The sequence below is a fragment of the Pandoraea aquatica genome (genome assembly GCF_902459565.1).
In the GTDB taxonomy this organism is placed as follows: domain Bacteria; phylum Pseudomonadota; class Gammaproteobacteria; order Burkholderiales; family Burkholderiaceae; genus Pandoraea; species Pandoraea aquatica.
In genome coordinates this window covers 920,371-937,702 of sequence record NZ_CABPSN010000002.1, presented here as the reverse complement: position 1 = coordinate 937,702, position 17,332 = coordinate 920,371, and the positions used below count along the sequence as shown (strand labels likewise).

Annotated in this window: 17 protein-coding genes; 5 read left to right on the top strand and 12 right to left on the bottom strand. The window is 63.7% G+C overall.

Translation table 11 applies throughout. The annotated features are described in order from the left end of the window. The 10 genes from PAQ31011_RS09765 to PAQ31011_RS09720 form a co-directional block, all read right to left on the bottom strand. Positions 1 to 1,410 (bottom strand): heavy metal sensor histidine kinase, encoded by a 1,410-nt coding sequence (locus tag PAQ31011_RS09765; RefSeq protein ID WP_246179458.1) that lies wholly within the window; start codon positions 1,408 to 1,410, stop codon positions 1 to 3. After that, complete coding sequence (locus tag PAQ31011_RS09760; RefSeq protein WP_150575601.1) at positions 1,407 to 2,081, bottom strand: heavy metal response regulator transcription factor; 675 nt, start codon at positions 2,079 to 2,081, stop codon at positions 1,407 to 1,409. The genes PAQ31011_RS09765 and PAQ31011_RS09760 overlap by 4 nt, the downstream gene beginning before the upstream one ends. 86 nt (positions 2,082 to 2,167) lie before the next feature. Then, complete coding sequence (locus PAQ31011_RS09755) at positions 2,168 to 2,974, bottom strand: alpha/beta hydrolase (protein ID WP_150575600.1); 807 nt, start codon at positions 2,972 to 2,974, stop codon at positions 2,168 to 2,170. 164 nt (positions 2,975 to 3,138) lie between these two features. After that, the gene (locus PAQ31011_RS09750) at positions 3,139 to 4,083 is read right to left on the bottom strand and encodes an NAD(P)H-dependent flavin oxidoreductase (RefSeq protein WP_150575599.1); all 945 of its coding nucleotides are present in this window, start codon (positions 4,081 to 4,083) and stop codon (positions 3,139 to 3,141) included. A 105-nt stretch (positions 4,084 to 4,188) separates the two neighbouring features. Continuing rightward, complete coding sequence (locus PAQ31011_RS09745) at positions 4,189 to 4,704, bottom strand: MarR family winged helix-turn-helix transcriptional regulator (RefSeq protein WP_150575598.1); 516 nt, start codon at positions 4,702 to 4,704, stop codon at positions 4,189 to 4,191. A 132-nt stretch (positions 4,705 to 4,836) separates the two neighbouring features. Beyond that, entirely contained in the window at positions 4,837 to 6,213 is a 1,377-nt protein-coding gene (locus PAQ31011_RS09740) for an MFS transporter (protein WP_150575597.1), read from the bottom strand. A 78-nt stretch (positions 6,214 to 6,291) separates the two neighbouring features. Further along, complete coding sequence (locus PAQ31011_RS09735; protein ID WP_150575596.1) at positions 6,292 to 7,959, bottom strand: AMP-binding protein; 1,668 nt, start codon at positions 7,957 to 7,959, stop codon at positions 6,292 to 6,294. Then, positions 7,952 to 8,761 (bottom strand): enoyl-CoA hydratase/isomerase family protein, encoded by an 810-nt coding sequence (locus PAQ31011_RS09730; protein ID WP_150575595.1) that lies wholly within the window; start codon positions 8,759 to 8,761, stop codon positions 7,952 to 7,954. The genes PAQ31011_RS09735 and PAQ31011_RS09730 overlap by 8 nt, the downstream gene beginning before the upstream one ends. 28 nt (positions 8,762 to 8,789) lie before the next feature. Then, entirely contained in the window at positions 8,790 to 9,971 is a 1,182-nt protein-coding gene (locus tag PAQ31011_RS09725; RefSeq protein ID WP_150575594.1) for a CaiB/BaiF CoA transferase family protein, read from the bottom strand. A gap of 8 nt (positions 9,972 to 9,979) precedes the next feature. Next, entirely contained in the window at positions 9,980 to 10,741 is a 762-nt protein-coding gene (locus PAQ31011_RS09720; protein WP_150575593.1) for an enoyl-CoA hydratase/isomerase family protein, read from the bottom strand. Positions 10,742 to 10,991: 250 nt separating this feature from the next. Here PAQ31011_RS09720 and PAQ31011_RS09715 point away from each other — a divergent pair, with 250 nt between their 5' ends. Genes PAQ31011_RS09715 through PAQ31011_RS09705 form a run of 3 tightly spaced genes read left to right on the top strand, consistent with a single transcriptional unit; the run spans position 10,992 to position 13,500 of the window. Continuing rightward, complete coding sequence (locus tag PAQ31011_RS09715) at positions 10,992 to 11,957, top strand: hydroxymethylglutaryl-CoA lyase (RefSeq protein ID WP_150575592.1); 966 nt, start codon at positions 10,992 to 10,994, stop codon at positions 11,955 to 11,957. Continuing rightward, on the top strand, positions 11,954 to 12,394 hold the full coding sequence (locus tag PAQ31011_RS09710) for a PaaI family thioesterase (protein ID WP_150575591.1): 441 nt from the start codon (positions 11,954 to 11,956) through the stop codon (positions 12,392 to 12,394). The genes PAQ31011_RS09715 and PAQ31011_RS09710 overlap by 4 nt, the downstream gene beginning before the upstream one ends. 44 nt (positions 12,395 to 12,438) lie before the next feature. Further along, complete coding sequence (locus PAQ31011_RS09705) at positions 12,439 to 13,500, top strand: porin (RefSeq protein WP_150575590.1); 1,062 nt, start codon at positions 12,439 to 12,441, stop codon at positions 13,498 to 13,500. A gap of 81 nt (positions 13,501 to 13,581) precedes the next feature. Here PAQ31011_RS09705 and PAQ31011_RS09700 read toward each other — a convergent pair whose 3' ends face one another. Then, positions 13,582 to 13,995, bottom strand: a complete 414-nt coding sequence (locus tag PAQ31011_RS09700; protein ID WP_174990042.1) for a lysozyme inhibitor LprI family protein — start codon at positions 13,993 to 13,995, stop codon at positions 13,582 to 13,584. 261 nt (positions 13,996 to 14,256) lie between these two features. Here PAQ31011_RS09700 and PAQ31011_RS09695 point away from each other — a divergent pair, with 261 nt between their 5' ends. After that, positions 14,257 to 14,886, top strand: a complete 630-nt coding sequence (locus tag PAQ31011_RS09695; protein WP_150575588.1) for a glutathione S-transferase N-terminal domain-containing protein — start codon at positions 14,257 to 14,259, stop codon at positions 14,884 to 14,886. Positions 14,887 to 14,985: 99 nt separating this feature from the next. Continuing rightward, positions 14,986 to 15,459, top strand: a complete 474-nt coding sequence (locus PAQ31011_RS09690) for a hypothetical protein (protein WP_150575587.1) — start codon at positions 14,986 to 14,988, stop codon at positions 15,457 to 15,459. Between the two features lie 22 nt (positions 15,460 to 15,481). Here the strand turns inward: PAQ31011_RS09690 and PAQ31011_RS09685 are convergent, their stop codons facing one another. Next, positions 15,482 to 17,101: an aminotransferase-like domain-containing protein gene (locus PAQ31011_RS09685; protein ID WP_150575586.1), complete on the bottom strand. Its 1,620-nt coding sequence runs from the start codon at positions 17,099 to 17,101 to the stop codon at positions 15,482 to 15,484. Between the last annotated feature and the right edge of the window lie 231 nt (positions 17,102 to 17,332).

Sequence of the window (17,332 nt, the reverse complement as noted above, 5' to 3'; positions counted from 1 at the left end):
TCACCCCTTCGGAAACACCAGCGTAAAGCGCGTGACCCCGTCGTCGCTGGTCACGCGCCACGCACCACCGTGCAACTGCATGATGCTGCGCACGATCGACAGCCCCAGCCCGCTCGACTCCGACGAGCGTTGTCGCGACGCGTCGGCACGGTAGAAGCGGTCGAACAGCCGCTCGCGATGTGCCGGTTCAATCGTCGGGCCACGATTCTCGACGTGCAGCCACGTCTCCCCCGCGTGCTGCTCCGCAATCAGACGAATCACACTGCCCTCGTCCGCGTGCCGCACTGCGTTGGCCAGCAGGTTCGCCATCGCGCGACGCAGGAGTTGCGCGTCGGCCAGCACTTCACCGCCGCCTTCGCGCTCGATACGCACGCCGCGCTCGTCAGCCAGCCCTTCGAAGTAATCGGCAATGCGCTCGAATTCGTTCTCCACCGACAGCGAGTGCCGGTCGATGGCGTGATCGGCATGTTCCGCGCGCGCGAGAAAGAGCATGTTGTCGATCATCTTCGAGAGGCGTTGCAACTCCTCGAAGTTCGATCCCAGCAGCCGCTGGTAATACGCCGGATCGCGCGTCTGGCTTAAACCCACTTCCGTCTGCCCGAGCAAGTTGCCGATCGGCGTGCGCAGGTCGTGCGCCATATCCGCCGAGACCTGCTGCAACTGCGTGAAGCCTCGCTCAAGCCGGCCGAGCATTGCGTTGATCGATGAGACAAGCACGTCCAGTTCTGCCGGCGTGTCGCGCTGCGGAAGACGGGTAGAGAGCGTACCCACGCCGATGGACGCCGTCTGCCCCGCCAGCCGTCGCAGCGGACGCATGCCACGTCGCGCCAGCCAGAACGCGAACAGCGCCGCCAGGCACGCGGCCGTCGTCGCGAACAGGAAAATCTGCGTCCGGTAGTCACCGAGCATGCGCGTGCGCTCGGTCATCAGGCGTCCCGACATGATTTGCAGATCGCGCTGCCCCGCTACACCGTGCGCCGTCGCGGCGACATAGATGAACGGTGTGCCATCGGTCGCTTGCGTGTGATGGACGGCGTCGAGCGTGAGCGGCGTGTCCGGCCCGACAGGCGTGACCGGTGGCACGCGCGCATGCCCCGGATTGACTTCGATGAGCGGCGACTCGCCCGGGTAGCCCACGACCAGCAGCGACTCCGTATTGCCGAGCATATTGGCGAACAGATGCGGCTTGTCGCGAATGAGATCGTGCGCGTCGACGTCCTGCATCAGCGTGCGCAACTGGTCTACACGCGTCACCAGCGCGCCGTCGTCACGCACGACCAGTTGCGCTTCCAGCTTCCAGTACAGCACGAAGCCGACGACGGCCATCGCCACGAACGCCATCAGCGCGAAGCCGAACGCCAGACGCGTGCTGAGCGACATCCGCTTGCCAGTCACCGGTGTGTCCGTCATTCGATGGCCTCGCAGCGATAACCTACGCCGTGCACCGTATGGATCAGACGGGTCGCAAACGGCTCGTCGATTTTCTGACGCAGACGCCGCACCGCCACGTCGACCACATTCGTGTCGCTGTCGAAATTCATGTCCCACACGCGCGACGCGATCAGCGCGCGCGAAAGGACTTCGCCGGGATGCTGCACGAAGAACAGCAGCAGATTGAATTCCTTGTTGGTGAGCGCGATGCGCGTGCCGCTGCGCTCGACGCGACGCTTCGTCACGTCCACGCAAAGGTCGCCGACACGCAGCACGTCGTCGACCGGCTGCGGCTGCCCGCGTCGCAGGATGATGCGGATGCGCGCGAGCAACTCCGCAAACGAGAACGGCTTGACGAGATAATCGTCGGCACCGAGATCGAGCCCCTTGAGCCGGTCTTCGAGCGTGCCGCGCGCGCTCAGGAACAACACCGGTGTACGGGTGCGGTCGCCGAGCTTGCGCATGACGGTCCAGCCGTCCATCGCGGGCATCATGACGTCGAGCAGAATCAGGTCGTACGCGAGTTCCTGCGCCATGTGAAGGCCGTCGATACCGTTCGGCGCGACGTCCACGACATAGCCCGCCTCGGTCAGCCCGTTTTGCAGATACTCACCCGTCTTCGCTTCGTCTTCTATGACCAGAATGCGCATGGTGTCTCACTCATCCAGCACGCCAATGGCGACGGCGGCCCGAGCGGACCGCCATCCCATTGGCCTAAACTGCCTGCGCCGCGAACTTACTTGCCTGCGGCCGTTGCGGCTTCTTCGATCAGACGGGCCACCGCCTGCGGGTGCGACTCATACACCGAGTGGCTTGCGCCTTCGATCTCCACGGTGTGCGCGTGCGCACGTGCAGCATACATCCGCTCCAGATCCGGGTTGATGATTCGGTCGGCCTTCGCGACCATATACCACGACGGCTTCGTCTTCCAGGCCGGATCGGGGATCAGCGCCGTGAACACGGACGCGGCCGTCGGCATCTGCGCGTTGGCTTCGAACTCGGCCTGCGCACGCGGCAGATCGGCGGCGAAGTCGGCCGGATAGTCCTTCGGATTCAGGTAGAGATAGTTGTCGGGCGTCTTCACGACGGCCTTGGTCAGATTCGGAAACTTCTTGCCGTTGCTGGCTTCGGTCTCGCCCACGTCGAGCGCATGCGCCGCGATATAGACCAGCGCCTTCACATGCGCATCGTTACCCGCCTCGGTGATGATCGCACCGCCGTAGCTGTGGCCGACGAGCACCGCCGGGCCGTCGAGGCCGTCGAGCACACGCTTGGTCGCGGTCACGTCTTCCTGGAACGACGTCAGCGGCTCCTGCACCAGCGTGACGTGATAGCCGTCCTTGACCAGCAGGTCGTAGACCGGACGCCAGCCCGCGCCACCCACGAACGCGCCATGCACGAGCACGATGTTCTTGATCGGACCGCTAGCCGATGAATCCGTCGTCGCGGCATGGGCCGACAGTGCGGGGAAGACGGCGGCGGCAAGCAGCGCGCCGGCGGTGGCGGTACGCGCCGCAATGGCGCGCAGTTGACGAGTGGGCATGGTAGCTCCTTAGATTGACGGGATAACGTCGTGGCTTCACAACCGGTATTGGGACGTTGCGGTGAACAACGTGAAGCCAGTCTAAGGAGCGAGGGGCGTCAGCGAACTGACGCAGAAATTACAAAAAAATGACGAAATCGGTGGTCTGCGGACAGGGCGAGCGTTCAACCGGCCAATCGCCGTGCCGCGCGCTCGCACTCCTCCACCAGACGCGCCATGACGTCTGCCGCTGCGGGCAGATCGGCGATCAGCCCGGCCGACTGACCGAGTTCGACCTTGCCCCACTCGACGTCGCCATCGAGCGCGGCCTGCTTGAGCGAGCTGGATTTGAACAGCGTGTCGTACGCAGCGGCGTCCGGCTCTTCCTTGTCGGCCAGCAACACGCGCTCGGCAAACTGGTTGCGCGTCATGCGAACAGGCAGGCCGCGCACGCCGACGAGCGTCGTGCCGTCGATATCGGTATCGAGCACCGCGCGCTTGTAGTTCTCGTGCACGCCCGCTTCGCGCGTGGCGAGGAACCGCGTGCCGAGTTGCACGGCATCCGCACCGAGCGCCAGCAGCGCCGCCACGCCATAACCGTCCGCGACGCCGCCGCCCGCCACAATCGGCAGATCGAATTCGACGACCGCGCGACGTACGGCCACAAGCGTGCTCACGCCGTTCACCGGTGGATGCCCGCCTGCCTCTGCGCCCACGACGACGAGCGCATCTACGCCCGCATCCGCCGCCTTACGCGCGTGCGGCATCGTCGAGACCACGTGAATCCAGCGAACGCCGCGCGATTGAAAGCGTTCGAGATGCGCTTTCGGTCCGCCCTGCGACGCAATCACCACCGGCACGCCTTCCTCTTCGATGACGTCGAGAAACTGCTCGGCCTGCGGGCGATACAACGGAATGTTCACGGCGAATGCGCCGTCGGTGGCGGCCTTCACTTCGCGCACGGTGTCACGAAAGGCATCGAGGTACATCGGTCCGGCGGCGATCACGCCTAGCCCGCCCGCATTCGAGACGGCAGTCGGCAACGCCGCGTTGGACGACGCCCAGCTCATCCCGGCCTGGATGATGGGATATTTGATATTCAACAGCCGAGTGAGGCGGGTCTGAAGCATGAAAAGTCCCTCGAAATACCGCGTAGACGCGCATTGACGATGCTCGTCAATCTAAGGGACATATGATGCATTGTCAAACAATTTACCGCAAAACCGGCAACTCAATCAGAGCCCTTCTCCAGCCTCTTCCCGCTCCTGATCCAGCATGATCCTTGCCTGATACGTGAGCTTGTCAAGTATCTTCGGCAATGCATCGCGCTCTGCCCGTGTGAGCACGGACAACAGACGGTCGTTGAGTTCTTCGGCGACGGGGAATACTTGCTTTACGAGGTCACGGCCGTGGGCCGTGAGCGAGATGACGACACCGCGCGCATCGGCGCTGTCGGTGCTGCGCTGAAGAATGCCGCGCGCTTCAAGCGCGGTCACCGTACGGCTCATCAGCCCGCGATCGAACTGCGCCTGCTCGGCGAGCCGGTTGAGCGACATGCCGTCGCTGCTGTGCAGCAATGCGATGGAGCGCCATTCGTTGAGCGTCAGACCGAAGTTGCGTTCGTACACGCTGGACGAACCCTTCGTGTAGATGTTCGTCAGTTGGCGCAGTTGAAACGACGTGAGGTGCCGCAAGTCGGACGGTGCTGCGCTCGCCGGTTCGGGCGAGCGCGAGGGGTTGGGCTTGGGCATGTGACGATTCAGCCGGTAGGCGGGGAAAGGAATGGCGTCATGCTATCGCCTCGCCCGTGCCCGGTCAAACCCGCACATGCCTTGATTCCACACGGATTGCGCACCGTCGCGGGAACGCAATCACGGGAGCAATCACTGACGCGAAACACCCTTGGGCAACAGCCGCGCAGGAATACCCACGAGCAACAGAATGCTGCCGAACAGCACGAAGCATCCGGCGACCTGCAAGCCGAGTGCGAGGCTGCCCGTCGTCGTCTTCACGTAGCCGATCACGCTCGGCCCGACCAGCCCGCCCAGCGCACCGATGCTGCTCACCACGGCGATCCCGGCCGCCGCACTGGCGGGGGCGAGATACGTCGATGGAATGGTCCAGAAGACGGACAAGCTCGACAGGTGCCCCGCCGTCGCCACCGCCAGCAAGATCACGGCCAACTCGACGTTGTGCGACAGATACGGCATGACCATGAGACTCGCCGCCGCAAACATCAGCGGTACCGAGGCGTGCCAGCGACGCTCGCGCTGACGGTCCGAATGACGGCTTACGATCAGCATCGATACGATACCGACCACCGGCGGAATCGCCGAGAGCAGACCCACGTGGAACGGATCTTTCACACCAGTGGACTGAATCACCAGCGGCGCGAAGAACGCGATGGTGCTCGCCAGCACGTAAGCGCAGAACGACACCAGCCCCGCCACGTAGACGCGCCAGTCGCCCAGCGCCGCCAGCGTACCGCCGTGGCCATGACCACCCTTGCTTGCCTTTTGACGACGTTCCTCGTTCAGCACATGCGTCAACCGTGCCTTTTCGTCGTCGCTCAGCCATTTGGCCTGCTCCGGCCGATCCTCCAGCGCGAAGAACACCACGACACCGAGCACGATGGCGGGAATGCCTTCGAGCAGGAACATCCACTGCCAGCCTGCGAGCCCGTGAATCTGATGGAAGCTGCGCATGATCCAGCCCGACGTCGGCGCGCCGATCATCGTCGCAATCGGAATCGCGACGAACGACAACGCCGTCACACGCGCGCGCCGCTCCGCCGGAAACCAGTAGCTGAGATACAGAATCAGTCCGGGGAAGAAGCCCGCCTCGGCCGCGCCGAGCAACATGCGCGCGACATAGAACTCCGTGGGCGTTCGCACGAACATCATCGCGCACGAGACTGCGCCCCAGAGCGTCATGATGCGCAACAGCGTCTTGCGTGCGCCCATGCGGGCGAGCATCAGATTGCTCGGCACCTCGAACAGCAGAAAGCCGACGAAGAACAATCCCGCGCCGATACCGTAGACGAGATCGCTGAAATGCAAATCCGCCTTGAACTGAATCTGCGCGATGCCGATGTTCGCCCGGTCGATGTAGTTGATGATGTAGCAAACGAACAGCAACGGCAGCGTGCGCCAGGCGATCTTGCGGTAGGTCGATTCCTCAACCACCTGACCGGCCGCGTTTGCGCCGGGCGTGTCTGTCCCGCCGAACGGCTGTGAAGCCGTCGTCGTATGTGAAGTCATGTCTCCTCCAATCTTGATTTTTTGATGAGGTTCGGATGGGGGCCGACGTCGTGTCCATCGACGCCCGGCCGTCAGGTGTCAGGACAAACCGAACTCCCGAATCGCGTAGTCGCGCAGCTTGTTCTTCTGCACTTTCGAGCTACCCGTCATGCCGATGCCGTCGAACGAATCGACGAATCGCAGGTATCTCGGCACCTTGAAATTCGCGGCGCGCGCTTTGCACCAGTCGATCAGCGCTTCGCTCGTGACGTCCGCACCGGGGCGCAGCACCACGAACGCGGCAGGCACTTCGCCCAGACGGGCGTCGGGCACACCTACGACCTGCGCCAATTGCACCGCCGGGTGTGTGAACAGCGTCTCTTCCACTTCGGCGGGCGCGACGTTCTCGCCACCGACGCGGAACACATCCTTCAGACGGCCGAGCATGCGCATGCGCCCCTCGCCGTCGATCACGCCGAGATCGCCCGTGCGCAGCCAGCCGTCGTCGCTGAACGCCTGCGCCGTCTCTTTCGGCTTGTTGTAGTAGCCCTTCATCACGCTCCAGCCGCGCACCTGAATCTCTCCGGGCTCGTCTGCACGGAGCACGTCACCCGTCTCCGGGGACACCGTGCGGATCTCGATACCGGGATGCGGACTCGCCCAGCCGCCCACACGCAGTTCGAGCGGATCGCGCCAGTCGTTGAGCACCACGTTGGGCGACGCTTCCGACTGTCCGTATGCGCCGACCATGTAAGGCACGCCCATCACGTCGTGAATCTTCTGCATGATCTCCGGCCCGGCCGCCGCCCAGCCGCCACGCAGGTGAATGCGCTCGCGACGGAATTCGGGGTGGCCCATCATCATCAGGAAAATCGTGTCGTTGCCGGACGTCAGCGTGCAGCGCTCTTCATCGAGAATGGTCAGCACGCGTGCGACATCGAACGACGGCACCGACAGCAAGCACGCGCCGGTCACGAGCGAGACGAGCAGCGACATCGTCGTGCCCGCCACGTGAAAGAACGGGCGCACGCTGAAGTAGCGATCGTCGGCACGCACACCGATGCGCTGCGCCGATGCGGCAGCATTCATCAGCATGTTGCGATGGCGCAGCAGCACGCCCTTCGGGAACGACGTCGTACCGGAGGTGTACTGAATGAGCAGCACGTCGTCGGGCGAGACGGCCGCTGAGCGGCGCGCGACTTCGTCACGCAACGCAGGCGTGTCCGGCAATGCATCGAAATGCTCGACGCCTTCCGGCAAACCACGTGTGCTATTGCCCACCATCACAGCGCGACGCAGCAGCGGCAGAAAGTCCCCCGGCAGTTGCGCATCGAACGCCGGCTCGACACTGCGTAGCAGCGCCGTGTAGTCGATGTTGAGGAACGTGTCGACGTAGAACAGCACGCGCACGTCGCCCTGACTCAGGCAGTAGTTCAGTTCGTCGGACTTGAATCGGGTATTGACGGGCACCGCGACCGCACCAATCGATGCCGCCGCGTAGAACAGCACCACCCAGTCCACCGAGTTGCCCATCAGAATGCCGACATGCTCGCCATGCTGGACGCCAACATGCACCATGCGCGCCGCCGCCTGAGCGACGCGCTCGGCCAGCGTGCGATAGTCGATGCGCTCGCCTTCGATCACGAGTGCTTCGGCGTCCGGCGTTGCACGTGCACGCGCCGCGAGAACGGCAGGCAGCGTGACCGGACCCTCGAGCCCGAACAGGCTCGCGTAGCTCTCGTGCCCTACGTCATGAACTTCAGGCATGACCGCCTCCCTGCTTCGTATCCTGGTTTGCTGCATGATCGACGTCGTTGCTCGTACCGCTGCCGAAGCGCGCAATCTTGCTTCCCCAGTCAGGACTTTGCAGCAACGTGTCGATGGCGAGCATCTCGATGGCGAGCGCACCTGCGGGGTCCGTTTCGACGCCGCGGTCGATGCAGTCCTTCGTGAGACGCATCGCCAGCGGCGGCGCAGCGGCAATCGTCTGCGCCATCACACGTACGGCGTCCAGCGCACCATCCGCCGGCACAATGCGCGACACCAGTCCGGCGTCGCGCGCTTCCTGCGCCGACAACGTGCGACCGGTGAAGGCCATGTCCTTCGCGAGACGCTTACCGACGGCACGCGGCATGCGCTGCGTGGCACCGACCGTCCCCCACAACGCTTCGGGCGTGCGGAACGCGGCGGCATCGGTGGCGACGATGAAGTCGCACGCCATGGCGATCTCGCCGCCCGACCCGATGGCCGGACCTTCCACGAGCGCGATGCACGGTTTGCCGATCTGCTCGATGGCGTCGTAGGCGGCAAATGCCTTGATCCGGCGCGCGCGCACATCGTCAAGACTCATGCCCTGACGCTCCTTGAGATCCGCCCCCGCGCAGAACACCGGCCCGTTGGCGCGAACGATCACGCACCGCACCGAGTCGTCGTCGCGCAACGCCTGAACCGTGGCGCGCAGTTCGTCGCACATCGCGGCGTTCAGCGCGTTGCGCTGCTGCGGCCGGTTCAGCACGACTTCGACGACCGCGTCCTGACGCACGATCTCCAATGTCTCCCAATCTTTCATGCTTGTCTTTCCTAACATCGAATCGAATTCAGATGGCACCGTCGCGACGCAAATCCGCTATCTGCGCCGGGGCATAACCGAGCGTCGCCAGCACCTGATCGGTGTGCTCGCCCAACAACGGCGGACGCCCCACTTCGGGATCGGCGAAGCCGTCGAACTTGAACGGCACCGGCAGCGCGCCGAACTTGCCGATGGATGGATGCTCGAACTCGCTCACCATGCCGCGTGCCAGCACGTGCGGATCGGCGAGCACTTCGTCGACATGCTGGATCGGGCCAGCGGGCACACCGGCGGCGTCGCACGCGTCGCACAGCTCGCGACGCGTTCTGCCGGCGATGGCTTTGGTCAACGCCGCCATGAGACGGTCGCGATGCTCGACACGGCCCGCATTGGTCGACAGCGTGGCGTCGGCCGCGAGTTCATCAAGGCCGAGCAACTCGCACAACGGCAGCCAGTGCTGATCGCTGCACGTGATGTGCACATACGCGCCGTCGCTGCACTCGAACGTGGCCGACGGCACGCGCCCCGGGTGTTCCGTGCCCAAACGCGGCGGCACTTCACCCAGCGCGAAGTAACGACCCGCAGCGAGCGTCAGCAGGCTGACCTGACCGTCGAGCATCGAGAAATCGACGTGGCAGCCTGCGCCCGTTTGCGTGCGCCCCTGCAAGGCACTGAGAATCGCAATGGCGATCCACAAACCCGACGACAGATCGGCAATCGGCAGCCCCGGCTTGACCGGTCCGCCGCCGCGCTCGCCCGTCAGACTCATCAGCCCGCCCATCGCCTGAAAGACGGTGTCGTAGCCCTTACGTTTCGCATACGGGCCGGTCTGACCGAAACCCGTGCATGAGACGTAGATGAGCTTCGGATTGGCTTCGCGCATCGCCGCCTGATCGAGGCCATAACGCTTGAGGGTGCCAACAGGGAAGTTCTCCAGCAGCACGTCGGCGCGCGACGCGAGATCGCGAATGATCGCGCGCCCCGCTTCCGTCTTCATGTTCGCCGTCACGGACTGCTTGCTGCGGTTGCAGGCGAAGTAGTACGCCGACTCGTCGCCGACTTTCGGCTCGAACGTGCGTGTCTCGTCCCCGCTGCCCGGCTGCTCGATCTTGATGACCGTCGCCCCCAGTTCCGCGAGGATCATGTCGGCGAACGGGCACGCGAGCACGCGCGCCAGTTCGAGGATCGTCACGCCTGCGAGCGGCTTCATCGGCGCGTTCACGACTTCGGGGCGCGCTTGGGAAAGCTGCGCATCATCAGGTTCGTATCGAGCGAGACGTCGAACGCCTGCGTGAGCGGCAAATCGGCCACGCGATGGAACAGGCGCTTGGTCGCCGTCATCGACACCGGATCGTAGTCGGCCAGTCGTGCGGCAAGTGCCACGGCGTCGTCGACCAGCGTGCTATCGGGGCTGACACGATTGGCAAGTCCGAGCGCCAGCGCACGCGACGCGTCGACCGTATCGCCTGTCGACACCAGCTCGAACGCGGTCTTGCGTCCGACCTGACGCACGAGATTGGCCATCACGATGGCAGCCACGATGCCGTGCTTCAGTTCCGGATAACCCAGCTTGAGGCTCTCGCCCACGACCAGCAGATCGCAAGCCAGCGCCAGCCCCGCGCCGCCACCCATCGCATAACCCTGCGCCGCACCGACGACCGGCGTGCCGATCTCGACGAACGCACGATGCAGCGACGTGGTGAGGTGTGCACGCTTGAGCGCGGCCTGCGCGGCATCGGCGTCGCTGCCACCCGCCACGAAGCCACCGAATTCCTTGACGTCGGCCCCGGCACAGAAGCTCTGCCCTGCACCGGCGAGCACGATGGCATTCACTTCGGGATCGGCGTCGGCCTCGCGCAGTGCCGCCAGCAGTGCCTGCGTCAGCTCGTTGTTCAGGGCGTTGCGCTTGTCGGGGCGATTCATCGTGATCACGCGCACAGCGCCGCGATCTTCGATCAACAGGGAGTCGGGATACGTCATGTTTCGGGACATCGGATTCATCAGCCAGAGGTGAGTCGGGGTATGGCGGCTAGCCTAATCCACAAAATGTGACGTCGTCAAACAAAATAATCGTGAAGAAGTTTTTACACCGCACAAACATCGCAATTATTCGAACAAATTAAGGGAAACCCCTTGCCAGGCGATTTATAAATTATTTGACATTGCATCACATTAGGTGATTTCATGCGCTCCATCCGAACTCACTTTTGGCGCTCGACGCCCGCCTGTCATGTCCGATCTGATCCTGTGCGAATGCTTCGCCCGCGACGGCCTTCAGCACGAGACCGCCTTCCTCGCCACCGACACCAAGCGCGACCTGATCGACCAGTTCGCGCGCGCAGGCTTTCGCCGTGTGGAAGCCACGTCCTACTCCAACCCTGCCGTGGTCCCGCAGTTCGCCGACGCCAGCGAGTTGCTCGCCGTGCTGCCGCGCGTCGATGGCGTTCACTACAAGGCGACGTGCGCGAACACGCGCGCCGTCGAGCGCGCGCTGACCGATCTCGACGCCGGGATCGGCGTCAACGAAATCAGCTTGCTGGTCTCGGCGAGCGATTCGCACTCGGAGCGCAACCTCAAGCAGTCGCGGGCCGGTCAATGGCTGCGCGTCGAAGCGATGGCAAAGGCAGCGCAAGGTCGTTTCCGTCTGGTCGGCACGATTTCTGTAGCGTTCGGCTGTCCGTTCGAAGGGGCCATCGATCCGGCTAGCGTCATGGAAGATGTGGCGCGTTTCGCATCGCTCGGCGTGAAATACATCACGCTCGGCGACACCATCGGCGTGGCGACACAGGCGTCGACGAAGGCACTGTTCGCGCAGATGCTGTCGTCGTTCCCGGACGTGCACGCCATCGCCCACTTCCACGACACACGCGGTACCGGCATCGTGAACTACCTCGCCGCGCTTGAAGCGGGCGTGAGTCACTTCGACGTGGCGTTCGGTGGCACCGGCGGTCATCCCGCGAAGGTGCAATACGGTGGTGGCGTGACCGGCAACGTCTGCACGGAAGACTTCGTCAACGTGCTCGAAACGATGGGGGTCGACACGGGCATCGATCTGACGGCCATGATGGCTGCCTCGCAAGCCTGCGAGACGGCGCTCGGTCGCCAGTTGGCGAGCCGCGTGGCCCGCACCGGTCTTAATCCGATGCTGCGTCCGATGTTGAGCGCGCAGACCGTCGATTCGCCGGAAGCGAAATGAGCCGCGACGCCGCCGACCTCGACCGCGAACTGCGCATCGAATCGCAGTTCTGTCTCGATAACGGTTTCACGCTCGTCGACGCGGGCGACGGCACCGCTGTGCTCACCTGCGATGTGCTCGACCGGCATACGAATCGTCACGGCAACGCGCACGGCGGCCTGATTGCTGCGCTGCTCGATACGGCGATGGGCGTGGCCACACGCGCGAGCGGTGCATTCGACAACCTCGGCACGGCCAGCCTCACGATCAACTATCTGCGCCCGGCACGCGGGCACATCACCGCACACGCACGCGTGCGCCGCAGCGGCCGCACGCTCGCGTTCTGCGAGGCCGAAGTGCTCGACGCGGAAGGCCGCCTACTCGCCACGGCCAGCGCCGTGTTTGCCGTCGCATCGCGTGACGCGTCAAACGCACGGAGCACCCCGCCGCCGACCTGAACCACCACCGCAACACCACAAAAACCACATCGGAGACACGTTTCATGCCTTTCGCAACACGACGCCGCCTCGGGTACGCCGCGGCCTGCCTGTCCTTTGCCTCGCCGTTGCTACTCGCCCCCGCGAGTGCGCACGCCGAAGTCACCCTCTACGGCCTGATCGACACGGCCATCCGCTACGAGACCAATGCGAACGCGAGCGACGGCAAGCTGTTCAGCGCATCGCAAGGCTCGTTCACCGGCTCGCGCTGGGGCATCAAGGGCACGGAAAAGCTTGGCTCCGATCTGGAGACGTTCTTCGTGCTGGAGAGCGGTTTCAGTCTTGATGACGGCACGTCGTTGCAGGGCACGAAGAGCGCTGGCTTCGGACAGGCGTCGTCCAATGGCGCGGGACGGCTGTTCGGCCGCCAGGCCTTCGTCGGTGTGCGCGGCAGCTACGGCGCGTTGTCCGTGGGCCGTCAGTACAGCGTGGGCTATACGGCGATGGGCGCGGCACAGATCTTCAACAACCCGAACCTCGACACGCTGATCGTCGCGAGCAACTACGTCGGTAGCCGTCTCGACAATACGGTGAAGTACACGCTCGACGCTGGTGGTTTCTCGCTGGGCACGGCCTACACCTTCGGCAACGCCGCGAGCGATACGCATGCGAACTCGGGCGTGGGGGTGACAGCCGGTTATGCAGCGGGCGGCGTGAACGGCACGTTGCTGTACCAGCGCCTGACGTCAGCCGACGGCACGCAGTCACGCAACACCTTCGGCTTCTCGACAGGTGCCGAGTTCGGCGCATGGCGGGCGACAGCGGGTTATCTGCATAGCCAACTGACGGAAGTGGAGACGCGCAACAACGTCATGCTGCTCGGCCTGAGCTACAACCCGTTGCCTGCGCTGACGCTGGGTGTTGGGGGCTTCGTCGACTGGCAGGCGCAACCGGGCGGCAAGCGCACGGCCGTCTACGGTATGGCCGACTATCAGCTCAGCAAACGCACCGACGTTTATCTCGAAGTCGATCACAACAACATCAGCGGCAAATACACGCTGATCGCCTCGCAAGGCACCTACGGCAGCAAGGTCGGGGTCTCGCTGGGGTTGCGTCATACCTTCTGACGGAAAACGAAAGCGGCGGCAACGACCGGTGTGTCGTTGCCGCCGCCCTCTGAAGTCTCTTAGGCGTCGCTTATCGCCTGATCACGGGCGAGTGCAGGACAGATCGCCTTCTTCGCAATTGTTCATCTTGTCCAGACGTTTGGTCTGTTCCTTCGTCAGCTCGTCAATACAACTCGTGAACACCAGCGCGTGGATCGTCCCGCCTTCGGACCCCATCGTCTCGAGCGTACATTGCGCGTCGCGCCATGCGATCCACGCGCGTTGCGACTTTTGCAGCGCCGTCTTTCCCTGGGGGCTCAGCTTGTTGTTGAGGGTCTGGAAAGCCTGATTGAGCTTCTTGTCCGACACCTTGTACGCATCCATCGCGCACTTGTTCATCGTCGCCTGATCCTGCGGATTGTCACAGGGTGACGCCGCATGTGCCGCAGCACTGGCCATCAGAACGGCCGCTGCCGCTGCCCATCGAATCGCTTTCGTCGCACTCGTCGCTTTCACTGTTTCTCCCGGTATTCGGATGTCCATCGGTCAGTGGGTCATCCTATCCGAAGCCGCTGCGTCCGGGCGCGACAGACCCGCCTGATCGCTAGAGGCCCGATAACATGCTGCGTTGAACTCCCTACATCGACCGGAAACACGACGGCTTGCAAGGTCAATCTGTTCTGCCCGGCAAGTGGCGCATCTGTATCTGTTATCGCCTTATCCAGGTGACTAGAATCAAGCCTGTTCTCCCAACAAGTCTCGACAAGAAGGATTGATATGCTCCGCATTCTCGGCAGACCGGCGTCCATCAATGTACGAAAGGTATTGTGGCTCGCCCACGAGCTTGGCATTCCCTTCACCAACGATCCGTGGGGCGACGGCGACGCGTCCCGCAAGCTCGACAATCCCGCCTTTGCGACGCTCAATCCGAATCTGATGGTGCCGGTCATCGACGACGCCGGCTTCGTCATGTGGGAATCCAACAGCATCCTGCGTTATCTCGCCGCATCGCGTGAGCGCACCGACCTCTATCCCGTCGGTCCGCGCGAGCGTGCCCGCGTCGATCAGTGGATGGACTGGCAGTCGTCGGACCTGAATCCGGCATGGAAGTACTCGTTCCTGTCGCTCATCCGCGGTGCCCCCGGCTACGACGACCCGCAGGCGCTCGCCACCAACTCGGCGCGCTGGAACGACTTCATGCGCGTGCTCGACCGTCAGTTGCAAACGACGCAGGCCTTCGTGAGCGGCGAGAACTTCACGCTCGCGGACATCCCCGTCGGCCTGTCGGTGCATCGCTGGTTCAGCGTGCCGATCGAACGTCCCCAGTTGGAGGCCGTGTCGCTCTATTACGAAACCCTGTCCGAACGTAAGGGCTTCCGCCTTTACGGACGCAACGGCACGCCCTGACGTTTTAATTGACGAAACATGGGGGAATGGATAACGTCACGTCCAACACAGTGCTGATGGCTGTGCATTCCTCACCGTTAGGATGACTGACAATCCCCCATGAAAATCGATAACGGCATCACACAGACGCTCACCGGACGCTCCCCGTCCGGCGCAGCCTCCGGCCACGGCCGCACCGACATCGGATCGTTTCGTGCCGTGCTCGCCGAAAAGACGCAGCAGCCGGTCGGCACAAACGCCGACGCGCAACAGACCACGCGCCAGATCGACTTCGGCAACATGACACGCCAGCAGATGCGCAACTGGGTCAACGATCAGATTCGCAGCGGCCAGATGACGCTCGACGACAGTTCGCCGTTCATGGCGATGACGATGAAGGTGCCGGTCGACGGCAGCGCGGAAATTCCGGCAGACGTCGACCCTGAGCGCATCGACTTCGCGCAGCGTGCGCGTCAGGGCATCGCGGGAGCGCTCGCACTCAACGATCCGGCCAACGCGAAACGCCTGCAACAAGCGCTCGACATCATGTCGCGCTATCAAGGTCAGACGGTCGGCATTTCGACGTCCGCCTGACATCAAAGCACGCGCTGGCAACTTAGCGCGAGATCGGTGACGCCTCGGCCATCGTCTCGCGCATCACCTCGGCCAGCGCGATCACACCCGCCTCGATATGCTCCAGCCGGATCGACGAAAAGCCTAACCGGAACATGTTGCGCGGCGGGGTGTCGCCCATGAAGAACACGTCGCCCGGCTCAATCAGGATGCCACGCGACTTGGCACGGGCGGCCAGCACATTGGCGTTCAGTTGCTCCGGTCCTTGCACCCAGCACGACGCCCCGCCCTTCACGCGCACGAACGACGCTTCGGGCATGTGCGTCGCAAGCGCAGCGCTCAGCACTTCGGCACGCTTGGCGTAGGTGTCGGCCAGACGTCGCAGCAGCGCGTCGTGATGGCCAAGTGCCAGGAACATCGAGAACGAGCGCTGAATGAACGCCGACGGGTGACGGATCATCAACCGGCGCAACGCGCGCAACTCATTCACCAGCGCCGCCGGCGCAACGATATACCCCAGCCGCAAACCCGGCGCGAACGACTTCGACAGACTGCCGATGTAGATCACCCGGTCGCTGCGGTCCAGACTCTTGAGCGCCGGTATCGGAATGTCCGAATAGCTGTTCTCGCTCTCGTAATCGTCTTCGATTACCACGAAGTCGTCTGCCTCCGCGCGACGCAGTAACGCCTCGCGATGCGCAAGCGGCATTGTCGTGGTGGTGGGACATTGGTGCGACGGCGTGACGTACACGTAGTCGCATTGCGACAAGCGCTCGTCCACCGGCAATCCGTGTTCGTCGACCGGCAGTCCGACCAGCTTCGGCGTGCGCATCGCGAAGATGTTGCGAGCATCCGGGTAACCGGGGTCTTCGACGCCCACGGTCGTGCGTGCGCCCACCAGCAAATCGGCGAGCAGATACAGCGCCTGCTGCGCGCCGTTGGTGAGCACGATCTGATCGGCATCGGCCCACACGCCGCGGCGCGGCAACACCCGCGTGCGAATCTGCTGGATGAGCGTTTCGTCGTCGCGCGCGATCATGTCCGGCGCCCAGTCGCGAATCTCCATGACGGTGAGCGCCTTCTGGCAACACTCGCGCCAGTCGGCGGTCGGGAACATCGTCGGATCGAACTGTCCGTAGATGAACGGGTACTGGTACTGCTGCCAGTCGATGGGCTTCACGATGTTGCGCTGCGCCGATGGCCGCACGACATAGCGTCCCTCCCAGTCGGGCGTGGACGGATCCAGCGGCGCGATGGTGCCAGTGGCGTCCGTCTGCGTCTGCCCGTCCGGCGCATGCTTCCCGTCGCGTCCATCCCGACCGTCTCGCCCATCGCGCCCGTCACGTCCGTCCCGCGCACTCGCGGGCTGCGACCCCACGCGCGGCGCGAGGATATCGCCATTGACGAAGTAACCGCGCCGCTCCCGCGCGATCAGATAGCCCTCGTCAACCAGTTGCTGGTAGGCCAGCACCACCGTGTTGCGCGCCACGCCCAGCCCTTCGGCCAGCTCGCGCGACGACGGCACCGCCGCACCGCGCATCAGACGCTCGTCCAGAATCGCCGACACGAGCATCTGGCGAATCTGGCTCTGCAAACTCATACCCGCTCGCGCCGACACCAAAAACAACTGGTTCCACATCGCCGCAGAAATCCGGCTCGACATCGCGTCCCCTTTTTGTCTGTCACTTCTAGAACGTCAATTATTACTCATGAGACGGTGACGTTTATTCCGAATTGGGGTTTATCCGCAGACGAGCGAAAACAGGTGCGATTCGAGCATTCATGCGGCTTGCGGGCCGATCATGGGGCAACTGGACCAGTTGGCATCATCAAATGCGGCCAACTGGCTCTAACGAACAAAAATGTGCGCGGCAATGATGCAGTCACTTGACGC